This is a genomic window from Amycolatopsis sp. NPDC058986 (genome assembly GCF_042741125.1).
In the GTDB taxonomy this organism is placed as follows: Bacteria; Actinomycetota; Actinomycetes; order Mycobacteriales; family Pseudonocardiaceae; genus Amycolatopsis.
The window spans coordinates 208,104-231,261 of record NZ_JBHYJW010000006.1 but is presented as its reverse complement, the minus strand read 5'-3'; the positions used below and the strand labels follow the sequence as shown (position 1 = coordinate 231,261).

Here is a 23,158-nt window from a genome sequence, read left to right as displayed (position 1 = left end):
TGAACCTCTAGTGCATCGCGCACTTCCGTTCTGGTGCCACCAGTCCAGGCATGACGGAAACGTTACGCATCACGCGTTTCCGTAGCCAGACGATTCTGATTACGCGAGTGTTTCGGTACCGCACGATGAACAGGCGGTGACGCCGGGGTGAAACGCGACCCTGCTCGCGGGGCGCCCCGGTTCCGGGGAACGGAAAAGTGTTTCAGGAAGACAGTTCGCGCAGTGCCAGCGCGAGCCCGGCGAGCCGATCCGTGGCGTCGGTGAGCGCGTCCTTCGAAGCGCCGAGCCCGCCGTCACCACTCGCGGCGACCGCGCGACCGGCGGCGGCGAGCAGCGCGCCGTAGCCGTCGAGACCGTCGTCGAGCTGTTCGCGCATCTTCCGCACGGCGGCTTCGAGCGCCGACTTCTCCCGTGCCGGGGCGGCGTCGCGGCCGCGTTCGAGTGCCTGGATGCGGTCGGCGAGGCCGCGCAACGCCTTGGCCGCCTCGTCGGCGGTGTTGCGGGCGTCGGCGACGGAGATGTCCGGCACGGCGGCGACCCCGGCCGCCGACGGCGTCGAGAGCTGACGCAGCAGCTCGGCCAGCGACGCCTCGCTTTCGGCCAGCCGCTCCATCGGCTGCCGCGCCATCGACCCGGCGGGCGGCAGCGGCGGCGGACCGGCGGGCGCCGCCGGAAGCTCGACGCGGTTGAGGGACCGCAGCCGCATTCCCGACCGGACGCCGAAGGTGCCGAACACGACGACCCCGGCCAGTGCCGCGATCGCCTGCGGGAGCTGTGCGGTTCCGGCGGCGTTGAGCACGCCGGTCCCGGCCGCGACCATGTAGATCCCGCACAGGATGGTGAGCAGGATCCACAGTGTCATCGCGCGCGAGGCGCGCCGCTTCCGGCGTTCCAGCTTGGCCGCCGGCTGGTTCCAGCGGTCCCATTTGGCCTTGGCGTCGGCCACCACCGGGACCTGCTCGGCCATCGAGGACAACGACATCCCGGCCAGCCGCTGTACCGGAGGCATGGCGGGGCGCCGGGGGATCGGCGGGCGGGCAGGCATCGGGGGCCGCTGCGCGGGCTTCCCGCCGGACTGCTCGTCCGGCGGGAAGTACCGTTGCAGCTTCTCCTGGGCGCGCTGGGCGTAGTCGGGCAACCGCTCGATGTGCTTCTCGAGCTTGGCGCTGAGGTCGTTGTACTCCCCGCGCCAGTCCCTTCTCCTGCGGTCTCCCATGCCCAGCCCCCTGTGTGATGGTCTGCCCGGCGCGTCAGGCCGGGTTCTTGCCCTGCTCGGCCTGGACGCGGGCCTGGATCTCACGCTGGATGTCCGCCGAGCTGCCCGCGGCGGGCTTGGGCGCGGCGGCGGACTTGCCGCCGTCGGTCACCTGGGCCACCGAATCGCCGCGCATGGAGGCGCGGATCTGCTCGAGCCGCGAGTGCCCGGCCAGCTGCGTCGTCGAGGCCTGGACCTCCATCATGCGGCCCTGCACCGAGTTCTGGGCGAGCTCCGCCTGGCCCAGCGCCGTGGTGTAGCGCTTCTCGATCTTGTCGCGGACCTCTTCCAGCGACGGCGTGTTGCCCGGCGCGGCGAGTTCGCTCATCTGGTTCAGCGAGGCGGAGACCTGCTCCTGCATCTTCGCCTGCTCCAGCTGGGACAGCAGCTTGGTGCGCTCGGCCAGCTTCTGCTGCAGCATCGTGGCGTTGCGCTCGACGGCCTGCTTGGCCTGGGCGGCGGCCTGCAGCGACTGGTCGTGCAGCGTCTTCAGGTCCTCGATGCTCTGCTCGGCGGTGACCAGCTGCGCGGCGAAGCTCTCGGCGGCGTTCTCGAACTCGACCGCCTTCTGCTCGTCGCCCTTCGCGCGGGCCTCGTCGGCGAGCACCAGCGCCTGGCGCGTCGAGGACTGCAGCTTCTCGACGTCGCCGAGCTGCCGGTTGAGCTTCATCTCCAGCTGCCGCTGGTTGCCGATCACGGAAGCGGCCTGCTGGGTCAGCGCCTGGTGGTTGCGCTGAGCCTCCTCGATGGCCTGCTGGATCTGTACCTTCGGGTCGGCGTGCTCGTCGATCTTCGACGAGAACGCCGCCATCATGTACTTCCAGAACTTCACGAACGGGTTGGCCATCTCCTCCGCCTGCCTTCTTGCGTCCCACTGGCTTGAGTTACCGGTCGGTGGGGCGTCACTCCCCTGCTCATGCAACGTCCCGACCCCGGTGTTGGGTTCCATCGTGTCAGGTCATCCCCCGGCGTTCTAGCCGACCCGGCGTAAATCAGGGCTAACCCTGACTCTGCGTGGTCGCCGGACCCGCTCCGGCGGCACCTCGGCATACTGCGCAGCGGGACGCTCCGAACGCGTTGCGTGAGGTCAGCAAGGCTATCCCGGCGCCCAGGGCGTCGCGACCTCGTGACGTGCGAGGACGTTCCCGGCCCGTTCGCCCGGCCGCCACGTGCCGAGGGACGCCCCCGGCCCCTCCGGTACACCGAAGGGGGCCTTCGTCACACCCACCGCACAGAAGGCGTCCTCACGGCGGCGCGCGGGGGGGGGCGTGCCCCGCCCGCCGCCCCCCCCCCACCCCCCCCCGCCGCCCCCGGGGGGGGGGGGGGGGGGCCGCCCCCCCCCGCGGGGCCTGGGGGTTGCACCCCCAGAAAACACGACGAGCGAGGCACGTTCGCGCTTTCCGCGAACACACCTCGCCCACTCGCGAGTCCTGCGATTACGCGGCGATGATCGACGCGAGCTTCGGCGCGCCGATCGTCGTGCGCAGCGTCGGGCTCATCCGCTGGGCCGGCGACATCTGCAGGTCGGCCAGGTCGTTGCCGATCAGCTCGGACATCAACCTGCCACCCTCGAAGCCACCGGCCACCGACGCCTCCGCAGCGGCGCCGCGCTCCGGCACGGTCTCCCGCGGCACGGTCTCTCGCGGCACAGCCTCGGCACGCTCGTCGACCTGCGCGACCTCGACCGTGTCGAGGGCCGACACATCGGCCGCGACGTTGTAGAGCAGCTCACCGAGCGGAAGGTCCAAAGCCTCGCAGATGGACGCCAGCAGCTCGCTGGACGCCTCCTTCTGCCCGCGCTCCACCTCGGAGAGGTACCCGAGGCTGACCTTGGCGGCGCGGGAGATGTCGCGCAGCGTACGACGCTGATTGGTGCGGGCATGACGGAGCCGATCACCGATCGCCTCACGCAACAGCACGGTCATCACGCGCCTCCCTTCCGAACTGGTACCCCCTACGTTACCCAGAGCGGCGCCCTGGATGCAGGAGTTGACACGTCCGTACGCCAAGGGCGAACGCGCGATTCAGCGCAGATGTTCCCCGAGCAGCGCGAACACCGCACGCACGGCTTCGGTCCTGATCCGTTCGCGGCCGCCGTCGAGGCCGAGGGTACGCACAGTCCGTGTTCCCCGCCCGGCGAGCGCGACATACACGGTGCCCGGCGCGACGCCGTCCTGCGAGGCCGGTCCGGCGACCCCGGTGAGGCCGAGTCCCCAGGTCGCGCCGCAGCGATCGCGGGCGCCCTCGGCCAGCTGGGCAGCCACTTCGGGGTGGACGGCGCCGTGCTCGGCCAGCAGCGCCCTGTCGACCCCGGCCAGTTCGGCCTTGAGGTCGGTGGCGTACACGATCAGCCCGCCGCGGACCACCGCGCTGGAACCGGGAACACCGGTCAGCGTCGCGCACACGAGACCGGCGGTGAGGGATTCCGCTGTGGCGACCGTCTCACCGCGTTCGATGAGCGAGGTCACGAGTTCCGCGGCTTCCACCGGTCAGGCTCCGGTGGCCCGGCGGCCGGCGGCACGCAGCCGGACGGCGCGGACGAGGTAGTCGAGCCCGGTCACCACCGTCAGCGCCACCGCGAGCCCCATCAGCACCCAGCGCACCGGCGCGGCGCCCGCGGACAGCGGCAGGAGGTACGCGACGATCGCGACGATCTGGGTCATCGTCTTCGCCTTGCCGCCGCGGCTGGCCGGGATGACGCCGTGCCGGATCACCCAGAACCGCAGCAGGGTCACGCCGATCTCGCGGACGGCGATCACGATCGTCACCCACCACGACAGCTCGCCGAGCAGGCTCAGCCCGATCAGCGCGGCCCCGATCAGCGCCTTGTCCGCGATCGGGTCGGCGATCTTGCCGAAGTCGGTGATCAGCCCGTAGCGGCGGGCGACCCAGCCGTCCACCTGGTCGGTGGCCGAGGCGACGACGAACAGCCCGGTCGCGATCGCGCGCCAGAGGATGTCGGTGCCGTCACCGGTGAACAGCGCGACGACGAACAGCGGCACCAGCACCAGCCGCGACAACGTCAGCAGGTTCGCGATGTTGAGCGTCGGGACCGGGGTCGGCTCCGGGACGTGGGCGGGGGCGTCGTGGCCGTGCGGCGTACTGCCCTCGCCCGCGTCGCTCGGCAGCGCACTCACCGGTCGGCGTCCGGTACCGGCCGGACGATGAGGTCGACACCCGCGGAGTCGACCACCTCGCAGCGGATCAGGTCACCGACCTCGAGCGCGGAAGGCGCGTCCAGCACGACGCATTCGCCGTCGACCTCGGGCGCCTGGTGCGCGGCACGGCCGGTCGGGTCGTCGCCGTCCTCGCCGGTCTGCTCGACGAGCACCTCGACGAAGTCGCCGATGCGATCCTCGGCCCGCTGCGCGGTCAGCTCCTCGACCAGCGCGGAGATCCGCGAGACCCGCTCGGCGACCTCGGCGGGGTCGAGCTTGCCGTCGAACGTCTCGGCCTCGGTGCCGTCCTCGTCGGAGTAGCCGAAGACGCCGACCGCGTCGAGCCGGGCACCGGTGAGGAAGCGCTCCAGCTCGGCGAGGTCCTCCTCGGTCTCGCCGGGGAACCCGACGATGACGTTGGTGCGGATGCCCGCGGCCGGCGCGTACTCGCGGATCTGCTCGGTGAGCGCGAGGAACGAGTCGGTCGAGCCGAAGCGGCGCATCCGGCGCAGCACCTGCTCGCTGGAGTGCTGGAAGGACAGGTCGAAGTAGTCCGCGACGCCCGGCGTGGTGGCGATGGCCTTGACCAGCTGCGGGCGGGTCTCGGCGGGCTGGAGGTAGGACACGCGGACGCGGTCGATGCCCTCGATCTCGGCAAGCCGCGGCAGCAGCAGTTCCAGCGCGCGGGCGCCGTCCCTGCCGAAGTCCTTGCCGTATGAGGTCGAGTTCTCGCTGACCAGGAACAGCTCCTTGACGCCCTGCTCGGCGAGCCACCGCGCCTCGGCGATGATCTCCTCCGGTTGCCGGGACACGAAGGAGCCGCGGAAGGAGGGGATCGCGCAGAACGAGCAGCGCCGGTCGCAGCCGGAGGCGATCTTCAGCGCCGCCACCGGCGAGGTGTCCAGCCGGGTGCGCAGCACGCGCGGGCCCCAGCCGTGCTGGGCGTGGCCCGGCACCTCGACCGTCTCGGCCGCGGCGGGCCGCTGCACCGGGCTGATCGGCAGCAGCTTGCGCCGGTCCGACGGCGTGTGCGCGGCGATCTTGCGCCCGGCCACGACGTCGCCGAGCCGCTCGGAGAGATCGGCGTAGTGGTCGAAGCCCAGTACGGCGTCGGCCTCGGGCAGGCTCTCGGCGAGTTCGTGGCCGTAACGCTCGGCCATGCAGCCGACGGCGACGACCTTCTTGCCGGTGTCGGACGCGGCGAGCAGTGTGTCGACCGAGTCCTTTTTGGCCGATTCGACGAACCCGCAGGTGTTGACCACCACGACGTCGGAGTCCTCGGGATCCGCGGTCAGCTCCCAGCCACCGGCGGCGAGACGGCCGGCGAGCTCCTCGGAGTCGACCTCGTTGCGGGCGCAGCCCAGGGTCAGCAAGGAGACGCGTCGGCCGCTGTCGGGCTCTGTGGTGGGAGAAGGCACGACGTTCAGGGTAGCTGGCGTGGCAGATCGCCCATCGTCAGCAGGGTCAGGTCGTCGTCGGCCAGTTGTTCGAGATCCACTTCGGGCCCGGCGAGCCGCATCGCCTGCGCGCTGATCGCCTGTTCGAGCAGCCCGCGCGCGGACCGGCCGTTCGCGAACCCGGCGCCCCGGTCGATCCCGGCCATCACCTGCGGCAACGCCGTCGCGAGGTCGGACGCGAGCCGGTAGCCCTGCTTGGCCGCCATCGCGGTGAAGATCCCCGCGAGCTCGTCGTCGGTGTAGTCGGCGAACTCGACGGTGCCCCCGAACCGCGAGCGCAGCCCGGCGTTGCTGTCGAGGAAGCGGTCCATGTCGGCCGGGTAGCCCGCCGCGATGACGATCAGGTCGTCGCGATGGTTCTCCATCTGCACCAGCAGCTCGGCGACGGCTTCCTTGCCGAAGTCGTTCCCGTAGTCCTGGACGAGGTTGTAGGCCTCGTCGATGAACAGCAGGCCGCCGACCGCGCGCTCGCACACCTCGCGGGTCTTCGGCGCGGTCCGTCCGATGTACTCGCCGATCATGTCCGGGCTGGTCACCTCGACCAGATGCCCGGACGGCAGCACGCCCAGCTCCCGGTAGATCTGCCCCATCAGCCGGGCCACTGTGGTCTTCGCGGTGCCGGGATTGCCGGTGAACACGAGGTGCCTGCTGCGTGGCGACACCGGCAGGCCCGCGGTGCGGCGCCGCGCGTCCAGCCGGGTTTCGGCGACCAGCGAACGCACCCGCTGCTTGACGCCGTCGAGGCCGATCATGCCGTCGAGCTCGGCCATCAGCTCCTGGAGGCCGCGCCGGGGCCCGGCGTCGTCGGCGACCGCGACCCCGGCCTCGCCCGAGCCCGGCAGGTCCGCGGCGACGAGCTGGTCCAGCTCCGCGCCGTCGGCGCCGCTGACCCGGCTCGACTGCTTGGCGATGGCGGCCTCCAGCAGCCCGCGGGCGGACCGGCCGTTCGCGAAGCCTCTCCCCCGCGGAATGCGGCGGACCGCTTCCGGCAACGCTGTGGTCATGTCCTCGGCGAGGCGGTAGCCCTGCTTGGCCGCCATGAGGCGGAAGATTCCTTCGAGTTCCTCGTTCGCATAGTCCGGGAATTCGACCCGCCCGGCGAACCGCGACCGCAGGCCCGGGTTGGTCTCCAGAAAGTTGTCCATCTCCTTCGGATACCCGGCCGTGATCACCACCAGGTCGTCACGGTGGTTTTCCATCTGCACCAGCAACTCCGCGACGGCCTCACCGCCGAAGTCGGAGTCAGTCCCCTTCGCGCCCGCGAGGTTGTACGCCTCGTCGATGAACAGGACACCACCGACCGCGCGCTCACACACCTCACGCGTCTTCGGAGACGTTTCGCCCACATACCGCCCGATCATGTCCGGGCTGGTGACCTCGACCAGGTGCCCGGACGGCAGCACGCCGAGTTCCCGGTAGATCTGGCCGATCAACCGCGCCACCGTCGTCTTCGCCGTGCCAGGGTTCCCGGTGAACACCAGGTGCCGGGTCCTGGTGGTGACGGCCATCCCGGCCTCGCGACGGCGTTTGTCCACCGCCATCTCGTCGACCAGCGAACGGACCCGGTGCTTCACCGGCGCCAGCCCGATCATTCCGTCCAATTCGGACAGCAGCTCGTCCAGACTCCGCCGCGGACCACCATCGTCCGCGACCCCGACGCCGGATTCGCCCGCCTCCGGCAGATCCGCGGCCACCAGGACGTCCAGTTCGGCGTCCGGCTGCGTCGCGAGACGGCCGGACTGCCGGGCGATCGCCGCCTCCAGCAGCACCCGCGCGGAGCGGCCGTTGGCGAAACCCTTCCCCCGAGGGATGCGCCGGACCGCCTCGGGCAACGCGTTCGCCATGTCCTCGGCGAGCCGGTACTTCTGGTTCCCCGCCATCAGACGGAAGATGGCGGCCAGTTCCTCGTTGGAGTAGTCCGGGAACTCCACCCGGCCCGCGAACCGCGACCGCAGGCCAGGGTTCGTCTCCAGGAAAGTATCCATCTCCTTCGGGTAACCGGCCGTGATCACCACCAGGTCGTCACGGTGATTTTCCATCTGTACCAACAACTCCGCGACGACGTCGTTGCCCGCGGCCTTTTCGGCGAGGTTGTACGCCTCGTCGATGAACAGCAGGCCGCCGACCGCACGCTCACACACGTCACGCGTCGTCTGCGCGGCGTCGTCGTAGTACTGGCCCAGCAGGTCCGGGCTGGTGACCTCCACCAGATGCCCGGACGGCAGCACGCCGAGTTCCCGGTAGATCTGCCCGATCAACCGCGCCACCGTCGTCTTCGCCGTCCCCGGGTTACCCGTGAACACCAAGTGGCGGCTGCGGGCCGATACCGGCAAACCCGCCTCGCGACGGCGTTTGTCGATCGCCATCTCGTCCACCAGCGAACGAACCCTGTGCTTCACCGGCGCCAGCCCGATCATTCCGTCCAATTCGGACAACAGCTCGTCCAGATTCCGCCGCGGGCCACCGTCGTCCGCCATACCGACACCGGACTCCCCCGCACCCGGAAGATCCGCGGCGACCAAGACGTCCAGCTCCGCGTCGGGTTGCCCCACCAAGCGGCTCGACTGCCGCGCGGTCGCCGCCTCCAGCAGGCCCCGCGCCGAGCGGCCGTTCGCGAAGCCCCGGCCCCGCGGAATCCGGCGGACCGCCTCGGAGAGCGCGCCTTCGAGGTCCTCACCCAGTCGATAGCCCTGTTTCTCCGCCATGACACGGAAAATGCCTTCGAGTTCCTCGTTGGAGTAATCCGGGAACTCCACGCGGTTCGCGAACCGGGACCGCAGGCCGGGGTTCGTCTCGAGGAAGTTGTCCATCTCCTTCGGGTAACCGGCCGCGATCACCACCAGATCGTCGCGGTGGTTTTCCATCTGCACCAGCAACTCCGCGACGGCCTCACCGCCGAAATCCGAGTCAGTCCCCTTCGCGCCCGCGAGGTTGTACGCCTCGTCGATGAACAACACCCCACCGACCGCGCGCTCACACACCTCACGCGTCTTCGGGGAGGTGGTGCCGACATACTGCCCGATCAAGTCCGGGCTGGTGACCTCGACCAGGTGACCCGAGGAGAGGACACCGAGTTCGCGGTAGATCTGCCCGATCAGCCGGGCCACCGTGGTCTTCGCGGTCCCCGGGTTTCCGGTGAACACGAGATGCCTGGTGCGGGCACCGACCCGCATCCCGGCCTCACGGCGGCGTTTGTCGATGGCCATCTCGTCGACCAGCGAACGGATCCGCTGCTTCACCGACGCGAGCCCGATCATTCCGTCCAATTCGGACAGCAGGTCGTCGAGGCTTCGCCGCGGGCCACCACCGTCGGTCATCGCGACGCCGGACTCGCCCGCCCCCGGCAGGTCGGCCGCGACCAGGACTTCCAGTTCGGCGGCATCGGTGTCCGGCGCGGCGGCCAGGCGCGAGGACTGCTTGGCGATCGCCGCCTCCAGCAGCACCCGTGCCGACCGGCCGTTCGCGAAACCCCGGCCGCGCGGGATCGTCCGGACGGCGTCCGGCAGCGCCGCCGCCGCGTCGTCGGCCAGCCGGTAGCCCTGGCTCTCGGCGATCACCCGGAAGATGCCGGCGAGTTCCTCGTTCGAGTAATCCGGGAACTCCACCCTGCCCGCGAACCGCGAGCGCAGGCCCGGGTTGCTCTCCAGGAAATCGTCCATCTCCTTCGGGTAACCCGCCGCGAACACGACGAAGCCGTCCCGGTTGTTCTCCATCTGCAGCAACAGCTCGGTGACCGCCTCGCGGCCGAACTCGTCGTCCTTGTCGCTGACGAGGTTGTACGCCTCGTCGAGGAACAGCACGCCGCCCATCGCCCGCTCGCACACCTCGCGGGTCTTCGGCGCGGTGTGGCCGAGGAACTCGCCGACGAGGTCGGTGCGAGCCACCTCGACGACGTGTCCCTTCGACAGCACGCCGAGCGCCTGGTAGATCTGGCCGACGAGCCGCGCCACCGTCGTCTTCGCGGTGCCCGGGTTACCGGTGAAGAGCAGATGACGGCTGCGAGTGGCCACCCGCAGTCCCGCCTCGCGACGCCGGGCGTCGATCGCCATCTCGTCGACCAAGGACCGCACCCGCTGCTTCACCGAAGCGAGCCCGATCATCCCGTCCAGCTCGGCGAGCAGCTCCTCGATCGTCTTGCCGCCCTTGGCCCGCACCGACTGCGCGAGCTGCTCGACGTCGGCCGGTTCGATGTGCACGGGGCCGCCCGGTGTCGCGCCCCGGCCGATGGCGTGCTGGCTGGCCGCCGCGAGCAACGCCTCGACGTCCCTCGCGTTCTCCGTCGTGCGGCCCGCCTGCGCGAGCCCGGCGAGCCGCTCCCGCACCGGGGGCGCCATGACGATCGACCGCTCCGCGGTGAAGATGTCGAGCAGCGCGGACACCGTCGCGGGCTGGGACAGGTCCGGCATCGGATGGACGAGCAGCCTCGGGATCAGCTCCGGCGCCTCGGCCTTGAGCAGCGACAGCATGGCCTCGGTCCCGGCGAACGCGACGACCCGGCAGCTGTTCTGGTCGTGCGCGAGATCGCGGAGGTAGCGGATGACACCACCGGGCGCGCCGTCGAAGAGCACGTCGGCTTCTTCCACCAGTACCGACGGGGGCACCTCGGCGTCGTCGTAGCGCTCGATCGTGCGCCGCAACTCCGCTTCCGCGGACGGATTCTCCTTGCCACCGAGCAGTTCCGGCCCGGTGACGTTGGCGGGCGCGCTGACGCTCACACCCGCGGCGTACAGCGCTTCGGACACAGCACGGAACAGCCGTCGCTGCCCGGTGTGTGGTTTGCCGACGAACAGGATCAGCGGGTTCGGCTGTTCCTGTCCCGCCGTGCGCAGCTCCGCCTCACGCTGCCGCCGCTCCCACTCCTGGTAGTCGAGCTGCCACTGCTGATACGCGCGCTCGTAGTCCTCCTGCTGCTTCCGCTGCTGACTCGACCGCCGGAAACGGTTTCCGGCGGCGAGCAGGTCGAGGGTCACGGATCGGCTGTGCGCGGCCATGTTGTCGAGCAGGCCGTACTGGCTGCCACCCTCCGGCGGCTCCGGTTCGGGCGGCGGCGGATCGGCCGGGCCCGACTGCTCCGCGTGCCGGGTCCCGTCCGCCCAGCCGATGATGCGGACGGCGCGGTCGATGAACGCGAGCGCCGACTCCGGCCCGGCCACGAAACGGGTCCCGCCGCGGAGGTTCTCCACCACGACGGCCGGGCGGGCGGGTGGCGCGGGTGGGGCGGCGGCCACGGGCGCGGGCAGCGGCGGCGGTGTGTTCGGCAGGGGCGGCGGGCCCACGGGCGCCGGGCCGGTGGGCAGCGGGGGCGGGACGGCCCTGGCCTGTGGTCCGGACGGCGGCCCCGGCGGCGCGACCGGCACCTGACCGGACGACGGCCCGTACGCGGGCGGAGGCACCGGCGGCGGAGCCGACGGCGCGGGTCCTGGCGGTGGCACCAGCCGGGTGGCGCCCCGGTATCCCGGATCGGCGGGCGGCTGCCCGAACTGCCACGCGCCCCCACGGGCGCTCCACTGCCACGGCCGTCCCGGGACGAGCAGCCACGACACCCCGTCCGGCGCGGCCAGCATCGTCGTCCTCCCGGCCGACGCCTGGGCCTCCGCGGCCTGGAACGGGTCCCATCCGGCGCGCGTCAAAGCTCCCCCTCTTTGTCGAATCCTCTGCGTGAGCAGCTGATCACCTGCGCCGAAGCAGCATACGGGGAACCGTCGAACACACGGAACCCACCGCAGCGGAGACCTCGCGCGCCGGATACGGTCGATCCGTGCCCCCAGATTCGCCCGGTGAGGCGGCGATCCGCCGCGCCCGCATCGCCGACGTCCGCAAGATCAAGACACTGGTCGATTCGGACGCCGGCCGCGTGCTGCTGGAAAAGGACCTGGTCACGCTGTACGAAGCCGTCCAGGAGTTCTGGGTCGCCGACGCGGCGGACGAGGTGCTCGGCTGCGCGGCGCTGCACGTGCTGTGGGAGGACATCGCCGAGCTGCGCACCGTGGCGGTCGACAAGGCCGCGCGTGGACGTGGGATCGGCCACGCGCTGGTCGACCGGCTCGTCGGGGAAGCACGGGAACTGGGCCTGAGACGGCTGTTCGTCCTGACCTTCGAGACCCATTTCTTCGCCGGGCACGGCTTCGTCGAGATCGACGGCGCGCCGGTGACGCAGGAGGTCTACGACGAGATGCGGCGGTCGCTCGACCCCGGTGTCGCGGAGTTCCTCGATCTGCCCTACGTCAAGCCGAACACCCTGGGCAACAGCAGGATGCTGCTGGAGCTGGAGTCCTGATCGGACGGTCGGCCCGAGGGGCTAGTGTCGGCTGTGGACGATCATGGAACACCGGGGAGGCCGGGGATGGACACCTCGATCACCGATCATTTGCTGAGCACGACCCGCTCGGTGCGGCGGAAACTCGACCTCGACCGGCCGGTCGAAGCCGACGTGCTCCGCGAGTGCCTGCAACTGGCACTTCAGGCGCCGACACCGGGCAACGCGCAAGCGTGGCGCTGGCTCGTCATTCGCGACCAGAACGTCAAGGACCGCCTGGCCACGTTGTTCCGGCGCGTCGGCACGGCGTACCTGGAAGCGGCGATCGAGTCCGCCGGTGACACGGTGAAGCAGCTGCCAGTGGCCCGCGCGATCGCTTCGGGCAAGCACCTGATCGACGTCATCGACCGCGTCCCGGTGTACGTGATCCCCTGTCTGCGAGGCCGTCCGCACGGGGACAACGCCCTGGATTCGGCGTTCTACGGCGGGATTTTCCCCGCGGTCTGGAACTTCCAGCTCGCGCTGCGTTCGCGAGGTCTCGGCTCGACGCTGACGACATACCACCTGCAGCACGAGGCCGAAGCCGCCGAGATCCTCGGCATTCCCGAGGGTTACACGCAGGTCGGGCTGCTGCCGGTGGCCTACACGACCGTGTCGGATTTCGCGCCCGCACGGCGGATCCCGCTGGACGAGGTCGCCTACCTCGACGGCTGGGGCCACGCGCTCGGAGACTGAGTGCCGGCCCGGTGGGCACACGGCCGGGTCGCCCTGTGCCCACCGAGTCCGCTGTCAGCACCCCTTGCCGGTTGCCTCCAGTGCGAAGTCCTGGACCTGGTTGAAGTTCACGACGAAGCTGTAGTTCGCCGCCGGGTTTCCGGGCGCGGACGCCCGGTAGATCCAGTCCATCTGGCTGTCCTGCGTGAGGTCCGGGTACGCCTCACGCAGGTCGTCAAGCGTCGAGCCGCGCCAGATCTCCTGCGGCGTGCGCATCTTCGACGTGCCGCCGATAACGGTGACTCCATCGGTCTTCGAGATGAACACACCACTGCTGCGCGGCATGCTGCCCTCGCTGGGCACGAAGTAGTAGGCGGCGCATTTCCCCGGCTCCCCCGCGGTGAGCAGCCCCGTGGCCACAGCGTCCGCCTCGGACATGCCCAGCTTCAGCTGCCCGTAGCCGAACGAGTCGAGTATCCGGGCCTGGGTCTGGCCTGCCGCCTGGGCCGGGCCCGCCATGAGCCCCGCCCCCACGACCGCCGCCACCAGCGCGAGCAGCAGTCTCGACACGACCTTGTGCATAGGTGTTCCCCCTCGAATTGAGATCCCCAACGCGACCGCCCTCCGCGGTCGCCACCCGGTAGACGTGCCGGGTGCGAGGGAGGTTGCCACGATGATCCACGAGATCTGCTGAGCGGGACTTTCCTTTTATGCCTTGGAGATTCGCAAGGTCACCGCGTCCCCGGCCTGGTTCACCGCGATCAGGTCGATCCGGCAGGCGGCGAACTCCGTCCGGCTCGCCCCGCCCTGCCCGGTGTGCAGCTCGGCCGTGGTGCGCTCACCCCGGCCCGGTTCGGCGATGCTGACCGCGACGACCGCCTCGCCCGCCCAGAAACACTGCATGCCGGGACGGCAGCGCGAATCGTCGACCAGGTCCGTGAACCGCACGACGAGGTCCTTGTCGTCCAGTGCCGCCGCCTGCCCGGTCCTGAGCGTGAACTGCTGATCGAGCTTGACCCCGACCGGTTCAGTCGAGGGTTGCTCCGTTCTCGGCTGGCCGGGCCCCGGCTGGCCGGCAGGCGCGACCGGCCGCGAGTGCTGCCCGGCCGCGAGCGAGCTGCCCGCCCCGAGGGCGACCCCGGCGAGCACGATGACTCCGATGACCAGCTGCTTCCCATCCACGCCCTTACGACGGAACGGGCGCCGTCCGGGGTTGCACGGCTTCACCGGATCTTCTCGACCAAAGCCCAGACCCCACTGGACGGGTTGTGGTTGTGCTCCTCGCCATGAGTAGCTCCGCGTGACTTGCCGCGTTCGACGGCATCCGCGACGCCGTCGGCGTAGTCCGTGAACTTGAGAGCTGTCTTGTCATAGCCGAGCACGTACTTGCGTAGCCGCTTATCGACCTCCGCGTAGCAGGTCAGCGGTGCGGAACAATCCTGGAAGTGCAGCAGCAGCCAGTACTCGAAACAGGGGTTCGAGATCGCCAGGTTGATGCGTGACCGCCGTGCAAGAGCCGCCGTTTTCGCCAGGTCGAACTCGTCGACGTCGACGACACACCAAACTTCGTCGTACACCCCGTCAGCCTGCCGACGCGCGGCCGCCGCGTACCTCACGACAGCCTCCGGGTCGGCTGCCTTCTTCTTGATGGTGACAGTGATCGCCGGATTGCGACGAGCACGCTTGAGGCCATCGAAATATGCGGGCTCGGTCACCTTTGCGCCACAGACAATCAGCGTGGACACACGAGGTTCTCTAAGCGGTGAGCGACGACGTCCGTTGTTCTCCCGCCGGATCATTTGCCCAGCACCGCGTCTGCGAACGAGGAGTCGGCCAGTACCGGCACCGCACCGTAGCTGCCCGCGAGGTAGCGACGCTCGGTGTTTTGCTCCTTACGTGGTTTGAAGTCGGTCAGCGGATAAAGCTGACTCGCTCCCTCGGCGCCCTTCTCGACAAACCAGACCTGATCCCGATCCAGTACCTGGTCACCCAGCATCGTGCCGAGCAAGCTGGTGTCGTGGGTGGTGAAGATCAACTGCGCCGCGTGGGGGTTCGTTTCCGGAGTCCGGAAAAGCCCGACCAATTTAGCAGTCAGCATCGGGTGCAAGCTGGTGTCGATCTCGTCGACGACGAAGGCCTGTCCACGGTCCAGCACTTCGAGAACCGTCGGCAGCAACTCGAGCCAGTTCAGGGTTCCGGCGGATTCAGCATAGAGGTCGAATGGTTCCGCACCAGGTCCGTGCCGGAGTTTGAGAACCCAGTGCGTTTGCCTCGGCGCGCCGCCTTGCGGCGAGGGTGGCCGAGACCAGCGACGAACCGGCAAGGGGCCTTCGACCTGTTCCACCAAGACATCGGTGATACCGACGTCGGCGGCAGCCAGCAACGACGACAGCTTCCGCGCATTGTCCGGGCTTCGCCGTATAAAGGCACCGACACGATCACCCACCTCCCGAACGGACCGAGAGGCGGTCCGGGTCCGTATCCGCAATCCGTGCTCGAACCAGCGATAAACGGGCATCAGGGGGCCGAGTTCCAGCCGGTCGCACACTCCGAGAAACAAGGTGTCCCGCCGGATCAACTCCTCCAAAGCAGCGAACTTACCCTTCAGGTCCGCGACGGTGCTTCCGAACCTGACTTCGCCATCCTGTCGTTCGAAAATCACCCGCTTGCGCTTCTCCGGGTAGGCGTACAGCCATTCCTCCAGCACCTGCTCGTCATCGACGCTGAAGCCGTATGTATAGCGGATTCCCTCGGCGATGATCTCCACGACATAGACCGACGGACGTGTCGCCCCGGCATCGTCCAACAGAAAAAAGTCGCGGTCCCCCGCACCCAGCACAAGGGGTCCGACGACCGCCCCGCGCATTTGCCACAAACCATCGAGCAGATTGGACTTACCGGAGGCATTGGCACCGTAGATCGCCGCCGCGGGTACGACGGCGCGGTCATCGCCGGGGAGTGCGGGCATCAGCAGAAGCTCGTGCTCGTCACGGAACGAGCTGTGGTTCGCCAGCCGAAAGCTTCGCAGCACCATGAACACCTCTCTGACGAAGTTTCGGGTCGTTCTGTACCAGTAAACCGCACAGAACGCCCCGAAGCATCGTCCGAGGCTACTCCTCGTCGTCCGCGGGCGGTGCGTCGCCGCCGCGGATCATGAACAGCACCGACTCCAGTTCTTCCGGCTTGATCAGCACGTCGCGGGCCTTCGAGCCCTCCGACGGGCCCACCACGCCCCGGCTCTCCAGCAGGTCCATCAGCCGGCCGGCCTTCGCGAACCCGACCCGCAGCTTCCGCTGCAGCATCGACGTCGAGCCGAACTGCGAGGTCACGATCAGCTCCGCGGCCTGCAGCAGGACGTCGAGGTCGTCGCCGATGTCCGGGTCGATCTCCTTCTTCTCTCCCGCCTTCGCCGAGGTCACGCCGTCGTTGTAGTCGGGCTGCGCCTGCTCCTTCGAGAAGTTCACGACGGCGGAGATCTCGTCGTCGCCGACGAACGCGCCCTGGATGCGGACCGGTTTGCCCGCGCCCATCGGCAGGTACAGCGCGTCGCCCATACCGATGAGCTTCTCGGCACCGGGCTGGTCGAGGATGACCCGCGAGTCGGTGAGCGACGAGGTCGCGAACGCCAGCCGCGAGGGTACGTTGGTCTTGATCAGGCCGGTCACGACGTCGACCGAGGGCCGCTGGGTGGCCAGCACCAGGTGGATCCCGGCGGCACGGGCCTTCTGCGTGATCCGGACGATCGCGTCCTCGACGTCGCGCGGCGCGGTCATCATCAGGTCGGCCAGCTCGTCGACGATCGCCATGATGTACGGATAGGGCCGGTACTCGCGCTCGCTGCCCGGCGGCGCGGTGATCTCCCCCGACTTCACCTTCTTGTTGAAGTCGTCGATGTGCCGGACCCGGTTGGCCTGCATGTCCTGGTAACGCTGCTCCATCTCCTCCACCAGCCAGGCCAGCGCCGCGGCGGCCTTCTTCGGCTGGGTGATGATGGGCGTGATCAGGTGCGGGATGCCCTCGTACGGCGTCAGCTCGACCATCTTCGGGTCGATGAGGATCATCCGGCACTCGTCCGGGGTCGCCCGCGCCAGCAGCGACACCAGCATCGAGTTGACGAAGCTCGACTTACCGGAACCGGTGGACCCCGCCACCAGCAGGTGCGGCATCTTCGTCAGGTTCGCGGTGACGAAGTGGCCCTCGATGTCCTTGCCCAGCCCGATCACCATCGGGTGGTTGTCCTTGACGGTCCCCGGGGCGCGCAGGACGTCGCCGAGGCGCACCATCTCGCGGTCGGAGTTCGGCACCTCGATGCCCACGGCGGACTTGCCGGGGATGGGCGCGAGCAGCCGGACATTGTCGGTGGCGACGGCGTAGGCGATGTTCTTGGTCAGCGCGGTGATCTTCTCGACCTTCACGCCGGGGCCCAGCTCGACCTCGTACCGGGTGACCGTCGGGCCACGGGTGAAGCCGGTGACCTGGGCGTCCACGTTGAACTGCTCCAGGACGCCGGTGATGGCCTCGATCATCGCGTCGTTGGCCTTGCTGCGGGACTTCGGCGCGTCGCCGAGCTGCAGCAGGTCCGGCGGCGGGAGCTCGTAGTCGCCTTCGACGGTCCGCGTGACGGCCATCGGCGGTTCGGCGGCCTTCTTCGGCTTCTTCTCCGGGACTTCCGCGGCGACGGCCTTCGCGGGCTTCGGCGGGCGCAACGGTGTCGGCGGCTCCGCCAGCGCGGCCTCGATGTCGAGCTGCTCGCCCTCGGCGCCGCTGGACTGCCTGCGCCGCGACGGCTTGCGCAGGCGCACCGACTTCGGGTCCGCCTCGGTGACGGCCTCGCGTTCGGCCGCGATCGCCTGGCGCTCGGCCTCGGCGTCGGCGAGTTCCTCCTCGTCCATGCCCCAGGTGCGCAGCCGGTGCGGGATCTCGCGGACCGGCGTGCCGGTGAACACGAGGATCCCGAACACCAGCACCAGGACGAGCAGCGGGACCGCGACCCAGGTCGTCACGCCCTTGGTGAGCAGCCCACCGGAGAACACGCCGATGATGCCGCCGGCGTACATCCGCCCGTCGTTCGTCTCCGGCAGCCCGGTGAAGATGTGCAGCATCCCCAGCACGGCCAGGATGACCAGCAGGGTGCCGATGACCATGCGCGGCCGGGTCTCCGGTCTGGGCTCGGAGCGCATGAGCGCGACGGCGATCACGACCAGCGCGAGCGGCAGCGTCACCGCGCCGGCGCCGAGGATCGCGCGGGTGCCGAACTCGACGCCCTCGCCGATCGGCCCCGCCGCACGCCACCAGACGCCGACCGCCGCGACCAGCGCGACGGCGATGAGGCCCAGCGCGAGCCCGTCCCGGCGGTGTTCCGGCTCCAGCTCCCTGGTCCGGCCGACCGTCCTCGCCACCGTCCCGAGGCCCTTGGCCAGCAGGTTCCAGGTGCCGCGGACGCCACGGGCGAACGAGCCCGAGGACCGGCTGGAGCGGCGAGGGGCGGGTTTGCGGGCAGGGGTCCTGCGTGCGGACGAGCCCCGCGCGGACGAACTACGCGTACCGGACGAACGCGGCTTCGCCTGGGTACGTGGCTTCCGCGCCGACCCCTTGCCGCCGCTTCCCGTGCTCCGCTTCCTCGTCGCCGACCCGCTAGCCATGCCCTCTACGGTAACCGGCGAGCACCGTTCGCCCCATGTGCCACTCGCGGCACGTCCACAACATTTTCCCCGTGACCTCGGACATGAGCGGCCGTTCGGGTGAAATCGGCGTCATGACATGCTCTCGGCATGTTCACCCTGCGCCAGGACGACGAATCGCCCCGCCGTGCCCCCGCCCTCTGGCGGACGATGCTGAACATCGACCGCGGCCTGGTCAACCTGGTCGGACGGCTCACGGTGTCCGGCAGCGTGCCCGCGCACCTGCGGCACCGGCCGCTGCTGATGGCCGCCAACCACATCGGGGTGTTCGACGCGTTCGTGCTGATGGCCGCGTGCAAGCGGATCGGCATCAACCCGCGGTTCATGCTGGCCGGGGGCATCCTGGACGCGCCGGTGATCGGGCCCGCGCTGCGGGTCAGCGGGCACCTGCGGGTCGACCGCAAGCAGGCCGCGACCGCGGTCGGGCAGTTCACCGAGGCCGTCGAGGCGCTGAAGACCACGCGCGAGCCGATCATCGTCTACCCCGAGGGCCGGATCAGCCACGACCCCGGGCTCTGGCCCGAACGCGGCAAGACGGGCGCGGCGCGGCTGGCGCTCGCCGCGGACGTCCCGGTGATCCCGATCAGCCAGTGGGGCGCGCACGAGGCCGTCTACTGGGGCACCGAGACCGTCAACGGCCCGGCCGACCTGGTCCCGCTGGCCCGCTCGGGCCTTTCCGCGCCGCTGCGGCGTCCGCGGTTCCGCGTCCATTTCGGCGCGCCGGTGGATCTCTCCGGTGTCGAGCCGGAGCGGCCCGGTGCCGGGGTGCGGGCGCACGCCAGGATCATGCAGGCCATCACCGACGGACTCGTCCCGCTGCGCCGCGGCGAACCGGACGTGCCACGCTTCCACGACCCGACGCGGCCCACCGACACGCGCAGCCCGTGGCGGCCGAATTCCGGATCATGAGACGGCGTCCGCGGTTCGCCTTACCAATCCGACCGAAAGCAGGCGGATACGGTCCGCGGCCGACCTGCTCGTAGGTACCTGTTTCCGCCGTGACTGCCGTCGGATTGGTAACAAACGGCACAGTAGAGTCGCGGGACGTGAGCACACGCATTCTCGTCGCCTACTACAGCGCCACCGGCAACACCGCGAAGCTGGCCACCGCGCTCGCCGACGGCGCGGCCGAGACCGGCGCCGACGTCCGGCTGCGGACCGTTCCCGAGACGGTGCCGCCGGACGCCATCGCGCGCAACCCCCGCTGGCAGGCGTGGGTCGATTCCGGCCCGCACCACGACCTCGCCACGCTGGACGACCTGGAGTGGGCGGACGGCCTCGCGGTCGGCAGCCCGACCCGCTTCGGCGGGCCCGCCGCGCAGCTCAAGTCCTATTTGGACAGCACGGGTGGCTTGTGGGCACAGGGAAAGCTCGCCGACAAGGTCGCGACGTCGTTCACCACCGCGTCCACTTCGCACGGTGGCCTGGAGTCGACCGTGCTGGCGATCAACAACGTCTTCTACCACTGGGGCGCGATCGTCCTGCCGCTCGGCTACACCGATCCGCACCTGCACGAGTCCGGGAACCCGTACGGCGGCTCGTTCGTCTCGCGGAAGTCCGCCGAGCCCGACGACCTGGCGCTCGGCGCTCTCCGGGTGCAGGGCCGCCGCCTCGCCACGGTCACCGGCAAGCTGAAGGGGACTTTCCTCTCGTAACACGCGCTGAAGGGGACTTTCCTCGCATCGCATGCGGGGAAAGTCCCCTTCAGCTCACGGCGCGAAAATGAGTTGATCGGTCCGTTTAGCCTCGCGACGTGACCACTGAACTCCCCGTCCTCGCCCCGCCCGGTGTCGCGCATCGCGGCCGGGGCACCGTCCTGATCCTGCTCGCCGCGTTGTGCTTCGGGATGTCGGGAGCGCTGGCCAAATCGGCCATGCACGCCGGGATGTCCCCCGAGCAGGTCGCCACCGCGCGCATCGGCCTCGCCGCGCTGGTGCTCCTCGCCGGGACCGCGCTCGTCCAGCCGAAACGTCTTCGGGTGCGCCGCGGGGACTGGCCGGTGCTCGTCGCATACGGCCTCCTCGGCGTCGCCGGTGTCCAGCTCATGTACTTCGTCTCCGCGGGACGTCTCCCGGTGGGCATCGCGATCCTGATGGAGTTCATCTCGCCGGTGCTGATCGCGCTGTGGGTGCGCTGCGTCCGCAAGGTCCGGCTGCCGCGGGCGATCTGGGGCGGGATCGCGCTCGCCATGCTCGGCCTCGCGCTGGTCGCGCAGGTGTGGCAGGGACTGCGCCTCGACGGGATCGGCCTGCTCGCCGGGTTCGGCGCCGCGCTCTGTTCGGCGAGCTACTTCCTGCTGGGCGAACGCGCGGTCGCCCAGCAGGACCCGCTCGGGCTGACCACCTGGGGCATGGTGATCGGCGCGATCGCGGTTTCGGTGGTCGCCCCGCCCTGGACGCTCCCGTGGCAGGTCATCACCGCCGAGGCACGGCTCGGCCCGTGGCAGCCGCCGGTGTGGCTGCTGCTGCTCGCGCTCGTGCTGATCTCGACGGTGTTCGCCTACCTCGCGGGGATCTCCGCACTGCGCTATCTGCCCGCGTCGGTCGCCAGCGTGCTGGGCCTGGCGGAACCGGTGTACACGACGGCCATCGCCTGGGCGCTGCTGGGCGAGACGCTGTCCTGGGTGCAGGGACTGGGCGCGGCCGTCCTGCTCGGCGGCGCGCTCGTCGTCCAGCTCAACTCCCGCACCATCACTCCCGGAACATCCACAAAGGACCCGCGAAGGAATGAACGGAAGCTTCAGGACACCCTGAAGCCCCCTTGCCATACATCCTAGGGGCGGGCCCCGACAGCCCGGGTTCCCCTCGGCGGACAAGCGCCGTCAAGGCCACCTTACGGGCACCGGACGCCCGCAAGGTGGCCTTGACGGCATCTCGCCGGGGCATCTCGGCCGTGTATGCGCAAAGTCTTGGCGGGATCTGCGCGCGGTGCGACAATCCCCCATCCTGAGGGGGTTCTGGGAGGTGGCATCGTGACGAGCACGAAGACCGAGGCCGAAGGACTGCGCCCGAACCTGCGGCAGCGGCACGTCCGGATGATCGCGCTCGGCGGGATCATCGGGGCCAGCCTGTTCATCGGCAGCGGCGCGGTGATCCACACGGTGGGACCGGCGGCCGTGCTGTCCTACGCGTTCGGCGGCCTGCTCGTCGTACTGGTCATGCGCATGCTCGGCGAGATGGCGACGGCGGCGCCGACGCTGGGCTCGTTCATGGAGTACGCCCGCGAATCGCTCGGCGGCTGGGCCGGGTTCACGATCGGCTGGCTGTACTGGTACTTCTGGGTCGGCGTGGTCGCGTTCGAGGCCGTCGCCGGCGCGAAGATCCTCGCGAGCTGGGTGCCCTCGGTCCCGCAGTGGGTGTTCTCGCTCGCGCTCATGCTGCTGCTCACCGCGACGAACCTGGCATCGGCGCGTTCGTTCGGCGAGACGGAGTTCTGGCTGGCCTCGATCAAGATCGCGACGATCGTGGTGTTCCTGGTGATCGGCGTACTGTTCGTCCTCGGGCTCTGGCCGCACGCGACGTTCTCGATCGGCAATATCGGCCGCGACGGGTTCGTCGCCAACGGCTGGTTCGCCGTGCTCCACGGCGTCGTGATCGTGATCTTCTCCTACTTCGGCACGGAAATCGTCACCATCGCCGCCGCCGAGTCCAGCGAACCCGCGACGGCGGTGCGCAAGGCGACCTCGACGATCGTCTGGCGGGTCATCATCTTCTTCGTCGGCTCGGTCGCGCTCCTGGTGATGATCACGCCGTGGCGCGACATCCCGAGCGAAACCAGCCCGTTCGCCGCGGCGTTCGGCCGCTTCGGGATACCGGCCGCGGAGACCATCGTGAGCGTCGTGGTGCTCACCGCGGCGCTGTCCGTGCTGAACTCCGGCCTCTACACCGCGTCCCGGATGCTCTTCGCGCTGCGCCGCCACGGCTGGGCACCCCGCTGGATCGCGGACACGAATTCCCGTGGTGTGCCGTGGAAAGCCATCCTGGTGTCCACTGTGGTCGGTTACGTCGCCGTCGCGATGAACTACGTCTCCCCGGACAAGATCTTCTACTTCATCATCAACTCCGCGGGCGCCGTGGCGATGTTCGTCTACGCCATCATCGCCGGTTCCCAGCTGCGGATGCGGCGACGGCTCGAAGCCGAAGCACCGGAGAAGCTCGGACTCCGGATGTGGGGCTACCCGTGGCTCAGCTGGTTCACCCTGGCCTGCACGCTCGCGGTCGTCGCCTCGATGCTCTTCGTCGACGCCGACGCCCGCGCACAGCTGTACCTGAGCCTGATCAGCCTCGCGGTGATCCTCGGCGTCTACTTCCTGCAGCGCCGCCGCGCCCCTGCCCCCTAGGGACAGGTTCATACCCGGGTGGGACCCACCTGGCACCTCGGCGGGATGTGCCACCCCCGGCAGATCGCCGACGATGGGGCGACACACCAAGGGGGTAACCGTGAACCGTCCCAGCCGAGCCGACCAGCGCCGTGCCCGGCGCGCACTCGCCCGTCAGCTGCTCACCGTGGCGTTCGCCCTGTCCGTGGCGGCCGCCCGGCGCTGAAACCCGCGTTCCCGAAATGCCGTGAAGGCCTCCTTCACAGCGTTGAACGCTGTGAAGGAGGCCTTCACGGCCTTGGAGTCTACAAAGGACAGA

Annotated in this window: 18 protein-coding genes; 6 read left to right on the top strand and 12 right to left on the bottom strand. The window is 69.7% G+C overall.

Going from position 1 to position 23,158, the window contains the following annotated elements; all coding sequences use genetic code 11:
* Window positions 1-202 precede the first annotated feature (202 nt).
* The 7 genes from ACFW0G_RS08640 to ACFW0G_RS08610 form a co-directional block, all read right to left on the bottom strand.
* The gene (locus ACFW0G_RS08640; protein ID WP_378324247.1) at window positions 203-1,216 is read right to left on the bottom strand and encodes a hypothetical protein; all 1,014 of its coding nucleotides are present in this window, start codon (window positions 1,214-1,216) and stop codon (window positions 203-205) included.
* Window positions 1,217-1,250: 34 nt separating this feature from the next.
* Window positions 1,251-2,102 (bottom strand): PspA/IM30 family protein, encoded by an 852-nt coding sequence (locus tag ACFW0G_RS08635; RefSeq protein ID WP_378324245.1) that lies wholly within the window; start codon window positions 2,100-2,102, stop codon window positions 1,251-1,253.
* A gap of 589 nt (window positions 2,103-2,691) precedes the next feature.
* Window positions 2,692-3,180, bottom strand: coding sequence for a helix-turn-helix domain-containing protein (locus ACFW0G_RS08630; protein WP_378324244.1), 489 nt, complete (start codon window positions 3,178-3,180; stop codon window positions 2,692-2,694).
* A 99-nt stretch (window positions 3,181-3,279) separates the two neighbouring features.
* Entirely contained in the window at window positions 3,280-3,741 is a 462-nt protein-coding gene (locus ACFW0G_RS08625; RefSeq protein ID WP_378324243.1) for a CinA family protein, read from the bottom strand.
* Window positions 3,742-3,744: 3 nt separating this feature from the next.
* Window positions 3,745-4,392: a CDP-diacylglycerol--glycerol-3-phosphate 3-phosphatidyltransferase gene (pgsA, locus tag ACFW0G_RS08620; protein WP_378324242.1), complete on the bottom strand. Its 648-nt coding sequence runs from the start codon at window positions 4,390-4,392 to the stop codon at window positions 3,745-3,747.
* Window positions 4,389-5,831, bottom strand: coding sequence for a 30S ribosomal protein S12 methylthiotransferase RimO (rimO, locus tag ACFW0G_RS08615; RefSeq protein ID WP_378324241.1), 1,443 nt, complete (start codon window positions 5,829-5,831; stop codon window positions 4,389-4,391). Before rimO ends, pgsA begins: the two co-directional genes overlap by 4 nt.
* Window positions 5,832-5,836: 5 nt before the next feature.
* The gene (locus tag ACFW0G_RS08610; RefSeq protein WP_378324240.1) at window positions 5,837-11,500 is read right to left on the bottom strand and encodes an AAA family ATPase; all 5,664 of its coding nucleotides are present in this window, start codon (window positions 11,498-11,500) and stop codon (window positions 5,837-5,839) included.
* Between the two features lie 128 nt (window positions 11,501-11,628).
* On the opposite strand from ACFW0G_RS08610, the gene ACFW0G_RS08605 reads away from it, so the two are divergent.
* Window positions 11,629-12,147 carry an amino-acid N-acetyltransferase gene (locus ACFW0G_RS08605; protein WP_378324239.1) on the top strand — a complete coding sequence of 173 codons (519 nt, stop codon included), beginning with the start codon at window positions 11,629-11,631 and terminating at the stop codon, window positions 12,145-12,147.
* Between the two features lie 66 nt (window positions 12,148-12,213).
* Window positions 12,214-12,861 (top strand): nitroreductase family protein, encoded by a 648-nt coding sequence (locus tag ACFW0G_RS08600; RefSeq protein ID WP_378324238.1) that lies wholly within the window; start codon window positions 12,214-12,216, stop codon window positions 12,859-12,861.
* 54 nt (window positions 12,862-12,915) lie between these two features.
* On the opposite strand, the gene ACFW0G_RS08595 is transcribed toward ACFW0G_RS08600, so the two are convergent.
* The 5 genes from ACFW0G_RS08595 to ACFW0G_RS08575 form a co-directional block, all read right to left on the bottom strand.
* The gene (locus ACFW0G_RS08595) at window positions 12,916-13,422 is read right to left on the bottom strand and encodes a hypothetical protein (RefSeq protein WP_378324237.1); all 507 of its coding nucleotides are present in this window, start codon (window positions 13,420-13,422) and stop codon (window positions 12,916-12,918) included.
* A gap of 126 nt (window positions 13,423-13,548) precedes the next feature.
* Window positions 13,549-14,022 (bottom strand): hypothetical protein, encoded by a 474-nt coding sequence (locus tag ACFW0G_RS08590; protein WP_378324236.1) that lies wholly within the window; start codon window positions 14,020-14,022, stop codon window positions 13,549-13,551.
* A 41-nt stretch (window positions 14,023-14,063) separates the two neighbouring features.
* The gene (locus ACFW0G_RS08585) at window positions 14,064-14,585 is read right to left on the bottom strand and encodes an RloB family protein (RefSeq protein WP_378324235.1); all 522 of its coding nucleotides are present in this window, start codon (window positions 14,583-14,585) and stop codon (window positions 14,064-14,066) included.
* Window positions 14,586-14,635: 50 nt separating this feature from the next.
* Window positions 14,636-15,874, bottom strand: coding sequence for an ATP/GTP-binding protein (locus tag ACFW0G_RS08580; RefSeq protein ID WP_378324234.1), 1,239 nt, complete (start codon window positions 15,872-15,874; stop codon window positions 14,636-14,638).
* 76 nt (window positions 15,875-15,950) lie between these two features.
* Window positions 15,951-18,482 (bottom strand): DNA translocase FtsK 4TM domain-containing protein, encoded by a 2,532-nt coding sequence (locus ACFW0G_RS08575; protein ID WP_378324233.1) that lies wholly within the window; start codon window positions 18,480-18,482, stop codon window positions 15,951-15,953.
* 129 nt (window positions 18,483-18,611) lie between these two features.
* On the opposite strand from ACFW0G_RS08575, the gene ACFW0G_RS08570 reads away from it, so the two are divergent.
* From ACFW0G_RS08570 to ACFW0G_RS08555, 4 genes are all read left to right on the top strand, one after another.
* The gene (locus ACFW0G_RS08570; RefSeq protein WP_378324232.1) at window positions 18,612-19,430 is read left to right on the top strand and encodes a lysophospholipid acyltransferase family protein; all 819 of its coding nucleotides are present in this window, start codon (window positions 18,612-18,614) and stop codon (window positions 19,428-19,430) included.
* Window positions 19,431-19,567: 137 nt separating this feature from the next.
* Window positions 19,568-20,176, top strand: coding sequence for an NAD(P)H:quinone oxidoreductase (gene wrbA / locus ACFW0G_RS08565; RefSeq protein ID WP_378324231.1), 609 nt, complete (start codon window positions 19,568-19,570; stop codon window positions 20,174-20,176).
* Window positions 20,177-20,274: 98 nt separating this feature from the next.
* The gene (locus ACFW0G_RS08560; RefSeq protein WP_378324230.1) at window positions 20,275-21,297 is read left to right on the top strand and encodes a DMT family transporter; all 1,023 of its coding nucleotides are present in this window, start codon (window positions 20,275-20,277) and stop codon (window positions 21,295-21,297) included.
* A 258-nt stretch (window positions 21,298-21,555) separates the two neighbouring features.
* Entirely contained in the window at window positions 21,556-22,860 is a 1,305-nt protein-coding gene (locus tag ACFW0G_RS08555) for an amino acid permease (RefSeq protein WP_378324278.1), read from the top strand.
* Window positions 22,861-23,158 lie beyond the last annotated feature (298 nt).